The following is a 12,941-nucleotide window of genomic DNA, read 5'->3' on the forward strand; positions in this document are numbered from 1 at the left end:
TAAATTATGTGCGGTATTGTCGGTGGCGTTGCAGAACGTAGTATTACCAATATTTTAATTGAAGGCTTAAAGCGTCTTGAATATCGTGGCTATGACTCTGCGGGTTTAGCGCTGATTAATAAAGGCCATGTTCTACGTGAACGTCGCGTAGGTAAAGTTGCAAATCTTGAACAAGCCGTTGAAGAAGCAGATATCGCAGGTTCGGTCGGTATTGCACATACGCGCTGGGCAACCCATGGTAAACCGACTGAAAATAATGCCCATCCGCATATCTCAGGCAATGTGGCTGTTGTTCATAACGGTATTATTGAAAACTATCAAGAGCTTAAAGATGATCTTGAAGCGCTTGGTTATGTTTTTACCTCACAAACCGATACAGAAGTTGTTGCGCATTTAGTCAATGACGCTTTAAAAAGCACTCCGAGTCTTTTAGAAGCAGTTAAAAGTGTCGTGCCTCAACTCAAAGGTGCTTATGCACTGGGTATCGTACATACCGACCATCCTGATGAATTAATCACGGTGCGTGAAGGTTCACCTCTTGTGATTGGTGTCGGTATTGGCGAGAACTTTATTAGCTCGGATCAATTGGCACTTTTACCGATTACCAACCGTTTTATCTACCTTGAAGAAGGTGATATTGCACGTTTGACACGTAATACCATTGAAGTATTCGTCGAGGGTAAATTGGTGAATCGTCCAGTCAAAGAGCTTGATGCGACTGTTAGCAATGCTTCAAAAGGTGAATATAAACACTATATGCTCAAAGAAATTTATGAGCAGCCTGAAGCGATTAAGCAAACGATTTCACAAGCATTAAATGGTAATGCGCTTCGTGATGATTTCCTTGCCAATGCAGCTCAAGATTTCAGCCAAATTCAACAAGTGCAAATCATCGCTTGTGGTACTAGCTACCATGCCGGTATGATTGCCAAATATTGGTTTGAACAACTGATCGATGTGCCTTGCCAAGTCGAAATTGCCAGTGAATTCCGTTATCGCTCGCCTGTGATTGTGAATAACACACTGTATGTTTGTATTTCTCAATCAGGTGAAACAGCCGATACTTTAGCTGCACTGCGTGATACGCAAAAGCGTGCAGCAGCGAAAAGCTTGAATATCACCACCATGACCATTTGCAACGTGGCAACCTCGTCGATGGTCCGTGAAACCAACTACAGTTTGTTGACGCTCGCAGGCCCTGAAATTGGTGTTGCTTCGACCAAAGCATTTACCACACAGCTTGCGGCATTAATGCTATTGGTATTGAAAATTGGTCAAATTAAGCAAAGCATTTCAACTGACCGTGTTTCTGAAATTATTGCAGCGCTTTGGCATACACCAAAAGTGATTTTAGATACTTTACAAAATAATGCTGAGATTCTACGTCTATCAGAATTATTTGTTGAAAAAAATCACTGTCTATTCTTGGGTCGTGGAACTGAGTTCCCTATCGCCCTTGAAGGTGCTTTGAAACTTAAAGAGATTTCATATATCCACGCAGAAGGTTATGCGGCTGGTGAATTAAAACATGGTCCATTGGCACTGGTTGATAATGATATGCCTGTGGTGATTCTTGCTCCACAAGATGACATGTTGGATAAACTCAAATCGAATATGGAAGAAGTGCAAGCGCGTGGTGGTGAGTTGTTTGTTTTTGCAGATGAGAATAGCGGTATTAAAGCCAAAGATCGTCAACACGTGGTTTATGTGCCAAGTGTGAATGAAATCTTGGCACCGATTGTGTATAGCATTCCAGTACAACTGCTCTCTTATCATGTTGCAGTGCTACGTGGAACAGATGTCGATCAGCCACGTAACTTGGCGAAGTCTGTGACGGTGGAATAATAATTTTTGATCAAGGGCTGGAATTGTGTTCGTATAATTAAGTTTGTACCAAATAATTAAGTTTAGATTTAATTATTTAAGTTTGGATATTTTTGGATATTAATGAAGTAAACGAATACCCCCACCCTGTAGACCCAGTGATTCTTCACCAAGTCTACAGGGTTTTTAATATAATTAAATTCAAATTAGAGTCAAACCAGAAATATAAAATTATTACTAATATATTCAATTAGATAGATATATAAAAATCTCACCCTAGATTCAAAAAGCATTCCTTTTTGACCTCACCTTGAAAAAATTTCATTTTTATTTAAAGTATGCTTCGCCTTTCTGCGCAAGAATTCGCATTTTAAATGCGGAAGAATATTATGCAAACTTAATTTCATCTAGAATTAAAGATAGTAAATATTAATACAAACTTAATTTTAAAAACAAAAAAACAATGAATAAGATATATCAACTACTTAAGATAAAAAATAAAACAAACTTAATTAAGTTACCATAATTAGACGCAGTATTTGGTCATAAAGCAAAATAAGGGATAAGGAACTATGTGCAAACTCTGAATAAGTCTATTAGCTATTCCTGTTACTAGCAGCCCACCTTATTTAAAATGAGGTATTTCATTCACTGGATATATTAATGTTAATGGATTTGATGTTAATGAGATAAAGCCAAACCGCTGATAAAACTCCATAGCTTTTTGATCCTTAGCATGTATTACAACAAAATTTACGCCAATAATTTGAGCAACTTTTGAAACTTGTTTAAGAGCATGTGCTAAAAGTACTTTTCCAACTCCTTGCCCCTGTGCTGCTTGATCAACGGCAAAGCGACCCACAACCACACAAGGTAAGGGATAACGAGGTAATCGTTTAGTGAGAACAGCATCAACCCCATCAAATCCTATAGAGGTACTTGATAGACAATAAAATCCCCTCACCTGTGCATCATCAATAGCAACATAGGTTTTACTTGTTCCTGATTTCTGATGTTGGGATGCGTATTGTTTTATGAACTTATTTAAATCATCTTGCCCACAATTAAATGATTTTTTCTGATGATGGGCTTGTAAAACCTCAATTTTCATCCAATAAACTCATTAAATTTTTCATCTCATCATTTGCAGGGCGTGGATTTTCAAGCAAATTCATTAACATATCACGATCAGCATTATTTACTTTTAACTCGTGATTAGATTTAAGTAATTCTTTTGCTCGTTCAAATGAGGATTGGATCATAAAGGAACTCACACTAAGACCCAATAAATTCGCAGCTTGCTCAATTACATTCTTTGCATCTACGGTTGAACGAACATTGATTCGTTCTGTTGCTAAGTTAGCCATATTTTCCACCAATTTGTACATCATAATGATGTACAAATTATAGCAGATTAAGGTAGTACTTTAAGATCCAAATTTACATATTTTGTTCTAAAATATTTGGAATAGAAAATAAGCATTTTACTATGAACCAGAATGAATGGTCGGGTTTGAGTCTGAATATGCAATTGGTTTACATAAGAATATGCAACGATGTTTACTAAGATGTAATTTGAATACTTTTGCCTATCATCAACGTTTTTTTAAACTCATTAATTGAGTATTAAAATACCATATTAATTATTAAGTTGCTGAATTAAATAAATAATTAAATAAAAATTATAAAATTTTGTTTGTATATAAATATATTTAAGTTTGTATGTTTTTGCTAAATACAAAATTAACCCGCTTCAGATATGATTAATTATCCACCAAAACCCACAGGTCTTCTGTATGGCAAAAATTATAAAAAACTATGAAGAACTAGTAACAGAAGGGTATGGCCAGGGCCATGGACGCGATTATAAACCTTGTAAAACTGTTCAAAACTTCAGTTCAATTGGTCGCTCTCACAGAGTACAAGGCCGTGTCAGTAAACGTCTTCATCACTTATTTTCTGATCTAGAGCTATCTACCTTTTTACTGCTTGACTGGAATCAGAACGTTACAGATATTCGCGAGCATTATCCTTTGGATATCTATGATCTTAACTCCATCTGTTCTCGTTTCCGAATGAAAAAAGTGTCGATTGACTATATACCTTTTACCCTATCTTCAGATTTTTTAGTTGATTTTGGTAAGTTTTCTATAGCCCTTGACACTCTTTACAGCAAAGATCTGAATAAAGCTCATGTTATTGAGTCATTAGAAATTAAACGTCGCTACTGGGAAGAAGAGCACAATACGCCGTTCAAGTTGATTACTGAAAAAGACATTCCTGCTACGGTACTAGAGAACATTAAATGGTTGTATGTAGAAAAAAATGACCTTGAAATAACAAATCACATGATCGATCTAGCAGTTTATTTTATGGAAGAAATTAGCCAGTACCCTCAAAGCTCATTAATCCAATTTTGTAAGCATTTTGACCAAACTCAAAAAATGGGTATCGGAGCGACGCTCGCATTGTTTAGAAAATTATTTGCACTGCGAATACTTCAATTTAATCTAGAAATTTCGTACTTGGAGCTTAAACTCTCTGATATTCATGCAAGTAATTTGCTCCAGAATGAGAATACAGTCCATGCAACTAATTAATTCAGTTTACATCTTGAATTCAACACAATACCGAATACTCAAATTCTTACCGCAGTATACGGTATGGATTGCGATTGATAATAAAAATGCTTTTCCTGAACTCATTTTGTCTAAGGAACTTCAAACTCTCTCAGATGATCAAAGCCTGATACCAGCGCAAGATCCTTATGAATACTTAAAACGATTAAACTTGAGTGAAGATTCTATTCAACTCAAAAAAAGAGATGAAAACTTTTTAATTATTCAAGATTTAATTAATGATGATCAAGTTCTTATCAATGCAAAAATCAGGACTGCAAAAATTAAAACTCTACATCTAGAGAAAGAAGTATCAATTAATAAAATTCTACGACTCCTAAGACGCTACTGGCAGCGTGGTCAAACGATAAATGCTTTGGTACCGGACTATGAAAACTCAGGTGGAAAAGGCCAAAAAAGAACGATAGGTGATAAAAAAATTGGCAGACCACGCATCTATGAATCAAATGAAGGTAAGAATGTTACTGAACAGGTTGAATTATATTTTAAGAAAGCCATCGAAGAGTATTTAGTTCCTGTCAAAAAACAATCCATTAACGAAACTTATCTTCGGTTTAAAAATTTATTTTCCAAGCACTTTCATCAAGTGCAAGCTGGAGATATTCCAACGTATGCTCAATTCTACTACTTTTATAATACGCGATATAGAAATAAGAACAATTCCAAGGAAATTCTGAAGAATCAGAAAACCCTGAAAGATCACAAACCTCTGACTTCAACAGCGACCAAGCAAGCAAATGGTCCTGGTGCACGTTATGAGATAGATTCAACAGTCGCTGACATCTATCTAGTATCATCACGAGATCCATCACAGATTATTGGCCGACCTACCGTATATATTGTTATCGATGTATTCAGCAGGATGATTACTGGACTTTATGTCGGTATGGAAAACAGTTCATTTAACACAGCTATACAATGCCTCAGCGTTGCAATCCAAGATAAAGTGACATTCTGTCAGAGTTATGGCTTGCAAATACAACCAGAAGACTGGCCTATTTATGGTTTACCTGGTGCCATACTTGCAGACCGCGGTGAACTCATTGGTTATCAAATTGAACTTCTTGAAAAAAACTTTTCTGTTCGTATTGAAAATGCGCCACCGTATCGAAGCGATGCCAAAGGTATTGTGGAGAGGGCTTTTGGAATCATTCAGTCACGCTTTAAATCCTACGAGAATATTGGTGTTGTTTCTGGATTCAAGGAAAAAAAGAAAGGCGGACATGATTATCGACTAGAAGCTTGTCTAACTCTGGAAGAGTTCAGAAAAATCATCTTAAGCTGCGTCTTGTTACGCAATAATTTTGATATTTTGACGAAATACGATCGTAGTGCCGATATGCCGACTGACCTGCCTTCTACCCCCCTTAAGCTCTGGCAGTGGGGTCTACAGCACCGTACTGGGATGTTGAGACAAGTGGATAACAAATCACTATATGTTGGCTTGCTACCTAGGATCGATGCATCCTTAAGTGATAAAGGACTTAAAGTCAAAGGATTAGTCTATCAATGTTTGGAAATGCATCAACAAGGCTGGTTTATTCGTAACACGACCAAATCCCGCCCGAAAAAGTTGCGGATTGGTTTTGACCCATACTCAGTAAATACCATTTATGTTTTCTTTGATGAAAATAAATTGGAATACTGGGAAGCCCACTTAAGTGATGCCTCACGTCAATATCAGCATCTGACCTGGTGGGAAGCTGAACAAATTCAAAAAGCGATCAAAACTGTTGAAAAACAGCATTCGCAACTAAAGTCTGTAGCCATCAGTGAATTGCAGGATTTTACTGACAAAATCATTCATGCAGCACAGAGTCGGCAGGCTCAAGTAGGAGTACACCAACTTTCTAAAGCACAACGTACTCGGGATATCCGTCAGAATAAACAAGAAGCTATCCAAGTGGAACGTGCGGAACATCTCCAGAACAGACCCAGCAATTCTATCCAGACTATCAATCCCAACCAAGACAATTCTCAAATATCCCAATCTGACAGCAGCAATCTGGATTTAACCAGTCAACCAGACTTAATGAGACAATTATTTGAAGAGGACGATGAAGAATGAATAATAATGAAATAGTAGTTAATACATCGATACAAGACATCTATGGGGATAATCCTCTCATTACTAAATTACCGCCTATCCTTGATACAAAGTCAGTCATTAAACACCTACGGGGAAAACTGAAATTTATTCCAGAACAACGTTTCTTACCCCAACCAGAAAGAATCCATCTGATTGCTCAGCTGCCTCATGATTTTTTTCAACCACTGACCAAACATCTATCACTGGAACAAAAAATTTCTATCATGATCCGGCAAGGTTACGTGAGTAGAAACATCACTAATGGTGATAGACATCGACATTTACACGCCGCTTTTCAACAACTTGAACCATCAAATGAAAGTTCTTACCGATATGCACCTCCAGAATCAACTGCGACCAGCATGTCAATTATAGGATGCTCAGGAAGCGGCAAAACAACGACGATGAACAAGATTTTGCGTTATTACCCGCAAGTGATTGAGCATAAAGAGCTAGGATTAAAACAAATTGTTTTCCTTAAAATTGATTGCCCGCATGACAGCTCTTTAAAAAACTTATGTTCAAACTTTTTTAGAGCAGTAGATTTAGCATTAGGAGATACTAACTTTGAGCATCGTTTCACCAGAAGCCGCTTAAATGTGAATGCAATGCTGCAACAGATGAAAATTATCGCAAATAATTATTCTATTGGACTTCTGATCATTGATGAAATCCAGCATTTGAATACAAAAAAATCTGGCGGGGCTGAGATCATTCTTAATTTCTTTGTCACGCTGGTGAATGTGGCATCGATCCCTATCGTGATGATTGGGACACCTAAAGCGAATGAAATCCTGCAAGAAGACTTAAGGTCAGCTAGACGCAGTGCAGGATTAGGCTCTTTAATCTGGGAACCTATGCGAAATGAAGCGCCTATTCCCGATCCTGGCGACCCTGATCAAATGATCATTTCTGAATGGTATGCCTTTACCAACAAGCTGTGGCAATATCAATGGATTCAACAACCAGCTGAACTGACCGATGAATTAAGAAACACTTGGTATTATTATACGCAGGGCATTCCAGATTTAGTGGTTAAGCTGTTCTGTCTGGTACAAATTCACGCCATCACCATCGGCCTGGAAAAAATCACCTCAGAATTATTTAAAAAGGTCTATGAAGAACAATTACAGCCAGTCCACGACATTTTAGATGCACTGCGTTCAGGCAATCCCGCACGTATTGCACGGTATTCTGACCTAACCATCCCTCAAGTTCAAATTGAAGAATATGTTGAAAAACAACGTTTTAAATCTGAATTAAAAATGGAAAAACAGCATAAAGATTTAGGACCGCATTATTCTACCCTCATTGGTATGCTGACAGCCTTTGGTCACCCGGCTGCTACAATAGATCTGCATGTCACTTCTGCATTAAAAAAATATCCAAACGAGAACTTACAGGTACTACTCCAGCATATTCTGGAAGTATTAGACGGCTCTGTAGCAAAAGATAAATTGGACCAGCCTCAGACCACAACTTCGGTAAGAAAACCAAGAACATCACGCAAAGTCATGAAAGCAGAAGAATGGAAGAGCACTGAAGCCAATGACTTACGGAATTTTTTCAGTCAAGCACAAGAAAAGGAAGTAGATGTTTATGAGCTATTAAAATCATCTCACTATTTGTTTGATCCCACCTCTCCTGTGTTGCATTAAACAAAAAATAGAGAGTAAGTGTATTATGATTTCAAATTTTCCAATACCATATCCAGATGAGTTAATTTACAGCGTGATTGCACGTTATGCTATTCACAATGGAATTTTAAGTCCCAAATACCTTACTGAAGAATTATTCAATAATAGAAATTTGACGCCAACTTACGATTTACCATCTCATATAGGAAAATTGGCTAGTTATTTACCCGATTGCTATGATGCACTCTATTTAATCAACCACCACACCTTATTACCAATTTATCAACCATTTCAACCTGATACAGTGATGCGTTATGCTGTACATGTATTACAGGGTGAACAGTATCAATCATTACATACCAAGTTGGGAAAAAATGCGTCACGAATCAAATCTGTAAATTTTTTTCGGTTCTGCCCTCATTGCTGGCAAGAACAGATGGAGCAATATGGTGAAGTTTACTGGAAACGCAGCTGGCAGATTACAGGATATGAATATTGCATAAAGCATGAATCTGCCCTTTTTGTCAGCTCTGTTCCTTGCAATGGGCTAGACCGAAGATTTTATAATGCTCATTTAAATGTCCTTATTGACTCCTCACAACTTTTTATTAATTCACAAGACTTAAAGCGTCATCTAGAGTTAGCAAAAATAATCGAGGATCTACTTATTCAATCTAGCCATATTGCAGTACAAGATGTTTCGATTTTATCAAATGCCTACTTCAATCTATTGAAAGACAGAGGCTTACTGTCAGGTCAAAAAAATATCAACTACGAAAAAATTCGTCACCTTGTCTTAGATTACTGGGGCGAAAGCTTTCTTAAATACTATCATTTAGATGATCTTCTTTCTGAGAACTGCTGGCTCAAAAATATGTGCAGGAAACATCGTAAAGCATTTTCTTATCTTGAGCATTGCATTGTATTAAAATCGCTGGTTCCAGAGCAAAAACCAATTGAAACATATAAGCAATATGTTAGCTTAGCATCTATAGAAAAAACAAACTTAGATCAGCAGCACGAAGCTCCCCCTGTATGGGTTAATAATAAAATAGATATGATATTATCTGAAGATCAAAAACAATGGACAAAATTAATTCAGAAAAATTCTGTTAAGCAGGCACGTCAATGTGATCCTGCACTTTACGCTCGGTTATATCGTAATCATAAGAACTGGCTATTACTGACAAATAAATCTGCTGTGGTATTACCTTCAGCCATTCCCAAGCCACGTGTAGATTGGAAAAAGCGAGATCAACAATTGATTAAACAACTCATCAAAATCCGGGATCAATTATTAGAAGATCTCGACTCTCCACAATGGACAAAAAAGTTTTTTATTAAGCAACTTGGCTCGGTAAGTATGATTGAAAAAAACTGGAGGTTTTTACCACTCACCACCGCCTTTCTAGAGCGTTACGCTGAGTCTGCAGATTGTTATCAAATACGCCGTCTTACACGAACATTTATTCGCCAATACACTGAAAATCAGTTCTATCCACCGAGTGTTTTTCTTCGACTATCCGGATTAAGCCCTGAACGATTAACGCCAGAAGCTCGTAGATTTTTTAATAGTATTTGGGGGTGAAATTAAAAATGAGTGATTGTCTGATCGAATATTTACCGAAAGATATGATTTATTATACTGCGAAAAAAATTAGTCGACATGGTCAAACTCGGTTTGATATTGATACTTGTTTATTTAACCCTCTTATTAAACGGTATATTCATCTTAAATTGCCAATTGAAAGTATTCTTCTTTATTACCATAAAACTCCAATTGCCAATCCTGATCCACAGAAATTATTTAACCACACCCTGAAATCAGTGGATTTTTCAGCGCTCAACGTTTTAGATTTATCCAAGAACAATTATCAAAAAACGCATAACGGTCAGTTATACTTTGAGTTTAATTATGATTCACCCATATTAAAGAAAAATATGACAATTCTTTTACCTAAGCTTATTCTTGCTCGGGATCTATTTTTTTCACACCCCTATCTTTTACGTGCAGCACTTTTTGCAGAAAATTATTCAACAGATATTTTAGTGGATATGAATGATGAAAATGCTATACATATTAATATTGCGCAAAACAAAAAAATTATGAGAGCTGATATCTCTGATCCTCATTTTTTAAAGAAGCTAGCTTTAATTTTATTACAGCCGGACTTAAATAAGGCCTTCCTTAGTATTTATCAAAAAACAATTGTTGATCAAAAAGGTGTTAAAAGCTTTAATTTTGATATGGAAGCTCCTAATATCAAAAATATTAACCTAACAGTAGAGGGTATTTTTAATAAAAAAACAGGTATTTACAGAATTGAGCGCATCACGTCTTTCAAAAATCTTGATACAGCTATCAACCGCCCTATTCAATTTCATTTCACTTCAAAAAAGATTATACAACAAATAAAAAATGCTCAAGGACAAAATCCCAAGCAGTCAACACCAACATGTCCACCTAGAGAAAAATTAAATCAAAAAGCTGATGCAGATATCGATAAACTAATAGCCAAACTAAGAAACCTCCCAGGAAAAATTTATACGATAGAAGAATTAAAAATTTCTTTAGAGACGCCCCCTTCCGAAACTACCATACGGCAAAGACGAAAGCAGATGGATAAAGACCAAAATCAAGAAGAAGGATTTGCTGGCGGAGAAGGAGATATAGAGGGTACTCTGCCTGGAGTTACAACAGAATCAGATATTCAACTAGAGCGAGTCACTCATAAAGACTTGATTAAGGTATTGGACAAAATTGAACAAAAAGGATATGAAATCAAAGAAATTAAGAATTCACCGTTTAAAAAATATAAACGTTTCCGAGGCCACAAGTTTTCTAACGCCAATCAACTACGATACTTTTATGTCTATAGAATTATAAACACAAAAAATGATGAACAATTCTATCTATGTGAAATTGATACATCAGATGGAAAAAAGAACATCTCTACACTATTACTCCGATATGAAGAAAAAACTCAATTATTAATTGAGATAGATTTCGAAAAATTAAACAATTCAATACTTTCTCAATCACTCAGTTGGCCTAAAAAGTTTATATCTGAAGTAAGAGGTATTACCGCCTTTACTACAATTAATCATCCTTCAAAAAAGGAACAACTAGACGATGTAAATTATTATGTTGACTGGGCTCAACGAATCTTAGCAAAGGTAAAATCAATATAAAGGTTAAACAGTATCTTGGCATATAGGAGCGATTTTCCTTCTATAATCATACCTTCCTTACTTCGCAGGAATTATTTCGAGAATTTAGATGACACAACTTACTTGTTTTAAAGCCTATGACATTCGCGGCAAACTTGGTACAGAACTCAATGAAGAGATTGCTTATAAAATTGGCCGTGCCTATGGGCAAATTTATCAACCTAAAACAGTGGTTGTGGGCTGCGACATCCGTCTCAGCAGTGAAGATTTAAAACAAGCCACCATCAAAGGTCTGAATGATGCGGGTGTTGATGTATTAGATTTAGGTATGACGGGGACTGAAGAAGTCTATTTCGGTGCCTTTCATCTAGATGTTCAAGGTGGGATCGAAATCACGGCAAGCCACAACCCGATGGACTATAACGGCATGAAATTGGTCCGCGAAAATGCACGTCCGATTGGAGCCGATTCAGGGTTAAAAGAAATTCGCTTATTGGCTGAATCAGGCAACTTTAATGAAGTTATCACTAAAGGCAAGACTGAAAAATACAATATTCTTCCTGAATATATTGATCATTTAATGTCTTATATTGATCCTGCCAAAATTCGCCCACTCAAATTAGTCATGAATGCTGGTAATGGTGCTGCGGGCCATGTGGTCGATGCCATTGAAGTAAAGTTCAAACAACTTAACATTCCTGTTGAATTTGTGAAAATTCACAATGATGCTGATGGTACTTTCCCGAATGGTATTCCCAACCCGATTTTAGTTGAAAACCGTGACAGCACCCGTAATGCGGTGATTGACCATCATGCAGATATGGGTATCGCGTGGGATGGTGACTTTGACCGCTGCTTCTTATTTGATGAAAAAGGTCAATTCATTGAAGGCTATTATATTGTCGGTCTATTGGCACAAGCGTTCTTACTGAAACAAGCTGGTGAAAAAATTGTGCATGACCCACGTCTTGTATGGAATACCTTTGATGTCATTGAACAATACCAAGGTGAAGCGATTCAGTCTAAATCAGGGCATTCATACATTAAAGAAAAAATGCGTGAGCACAATGCAGTGTATGGCGGTGAAATGTCAGCACATCATTACTTCCGTGATTTTGCTTACTGTGACAGTGGTATGATTCCTTGGTTATTGGCAATTTCTGTACTCTCAGAAACCCAGCAAACATTGTCTTCACTGGTTGAAGGTATGATTGAAAAGTTCCCTTGTTCGGGTGAAATCAATTTTAAAGTTGCGGATACTCAAGCCACTATTCAAAAGATTTTTGATCACTTTGCCGATCAAAATCCTGCGATTGATGAAACGGATGGTGTCAGTCTAAATTTTGGTGCATGGCGCTTCAATGTTCGAGCATCAAATACAGAGCCATTATTGCGCTTAAATATTGAGAGTCGAAAAGATCAAAATCCAAAACCAATGCAAGATTATGTCGATGAATTAACACAGTTGATTCAAGGGTAAATTTTTCTGCATGCTAATAAAAAACCATTCAACTTATTCAATAAGTTGAATGGTTTATTTTTAGCTTAACTCAAAAGAAATTCTATCCAAGCTGACGACTG

9 protein-coding genes are annotated in these 12,941 nt (G+C 36.7%); 7 read left to right on the forward strand and 2 right to left on the reverse strand.

Translation table 11 applies throughout. The features are described from left to right. The first annotated feature begins 6 nt into the window (after positions 1-6). Positions 7-1,845: a glutamine--fructose-6-phosphate transaminase (isomerizing) gene (glmS, locus tag FTT98_RS07725; RefSeq protein ID WP_180177228.1), complete on the forward strand. Its 1,839-nt coding sequence runs from the start codon at positions 7-9 to the stop codon at positions 1,843-1,845. 604 nt (positions 1,846-2,449) lie between these two features. Here the strand turns inward: glmS and FTT98_RS07730 are convergent. After that, positions 2,450-2,935, reverse strand: coding sequence for a GNAT family N-acetyltransferase (locus FTT98_RS07730; protein WP_180003567.1), 486 nt, complete (start codon positions 2,933-2,935; stop codon positions 2,450-2,452). Next, positions 2,925-3,191: a DUF1778 domain-containing protein gene (locus FTT98_RS07735; protein WP_039890759.1), complete on the reverse strand. Its 267-nt coding sequence runs from the start codon at positions 3,189-3,191 to the stop codon at positions 2,925-2,927. The genes FTT98_RS07730 and FTT98_RS07735 overlap by 11 nt, the downstream gene beginning before the upstream one ends. Positions 3,192-3,620: 429 nt before the next feature. On the opposite strand from FTT98_RS07735, the gene FTT98_RS07740 reads away from it, so the two are divergent. The 6 genes from FTT98_RS07740 to FTT98_RS07765 all read left to right on the forward strand — a co-directional run bounded on the left by FTT98_RS07740 (position 3,621) and on the right by FTT98_RS07765 (position 12,840). Further along, entirely contained in the window at positions 3,621-4,424 is an 804-nt protein-coding gene (locus FTT98_RS07740) for a TnsA endonuclease C-terminal domain-containing protein (protein ID WP_180003570.1), read from the forward strand. Then, positions 4,411-6,531, forward strand: coding sequence for a Mu transposase C-terminal domain-containing protein (locus FTT98_RS07745; RefSeq protein ID WP_180109285.1), 2,121 nt, complete (start codon positions 4,411-4,413; stop codon positions 6,529-6,531). The genes FTT98_RS07740 and FTT98_RS07745 overlap by 14 nt, the downstream gene beginning before the upstream one ends. Further along, on the forward strand, positions 6,528-8,210 hold the full coding sequence (locus FTT98_RS07750; RefSeq protein ID WP_180177229.1) for an AAA family ATPase: 1,683 nt from the start codon (positions 6,528-6,530) through the stop codon (positions 8,208-8,210). Before FTT98_RS07745 ends, FTT98_RS07750 begins: the two co-directional genes overlap by 4 nt. A gap of 25 nt (positions 8,211-8,235) precedes the next feature. Beyond that, positions 8,236-9,777, forward strand: a complete 1,542-nt coding sequence (locus FTT98_RS07755; protein ID WP_180035096.1) for a TnsD family Tn7-like transposition protein — start codon at positions 8,236-8,238, stop codon at positions 9,775-9,777. A gap of 8 nt (positions 9,778-9,785) precedes the next feature. Next, complete coding sequence (locus FTT98_RS07760) at positions 9,786-11,381, forward strand: Tn7-like element transposition protein TnsE (protein WP_180105748.1); 1,596 nt, start codon at positions 9,786-9,788, stop codon at positions 11,379-11,381. Between the two features lie 88 nt (positions 11,382-11,469). Next, positions 11,470-12,840, forward strand: coding sequence for a phosphomannomutase CpsG (locus tag FTT98_RS07765; RefSeq protein ID WP_180177230.1), 1,371 nt, complete (start codon positions 11,470-11,472; stop codon positions 12,838-12,840). The last annotated feature ends 101 nt before the right edge of the window (positions 12,841-12,941 follow it).

Source organism: Acinetobacter sp. YH12039 (genome assembly GCF_013420015.1).
GTDB lineage: Bacteria > Pseudomonadota > Gammaproteobacteria > Pseudomonadales > Moraxellaceae > Acinetobacter > Acinetobacter amyesii.

Coding starts and splice junctions, on each gene's coding strand:
- glmS (WP_180177228.1), top strand. CDS start 7: ATGTGCGGTATTGTCGGTGGCGTTGCAGAACGTAGTATTACCAATATT.
- FTT98_RS07730 (WP_180003567.1), bottom strand. CDS start 2,935: ATGAAAATTGAGGTTTTACAAGCCCATCATCAGAAAAAATCATTTAAT.
- FTT98_RS07735 (WP_039890759.1), bottom strand. CDS start 3,191: ATGGCTAACTTAGCAACAGAACGAATCAATGTTCGTTCAACCGTAGAT.
- FTT98_RS07740 (WP_180003570.1), top strand. CDS start 3,621: ATGGCAAAAATTATAAAAAACTATGAAGAACTAGTAACAGAAGGGTAT.
- FTT98_RS07745 (WP_180109285.1), top strand. CDS start 4,411: ATGCAACTAATTAATTCAGTTTACATCTTGAATTCAACACAATACCGA.
- FTT98_RS07750 (WP_180177229.1), top strand. CDS start 6,528: ATGAATAATAATGAAATAGTAGTTAATACATCGATACAAGACATCTAT.
- FTT98_RS07755 (WP_180035096.1), top strand. CDS start 8,236: ATGATTTCAAATTTTCCAATACCATATCCAGATGAGTTAATTTACAGC.
- FTT98_RS07760 (WP_180105748.1), top strand. CDS start 9,786: ATGAGTGATTGTCTGATCGAATATTTACCGAAAGATATGATTTATTAT.
- FTT98_RS07765 (WP_180177230.1), top strand. CDS start 11,470: ATGACACAACTTACTTGTTTTAAAGCCTATGACATTCGCGGCAAACTT.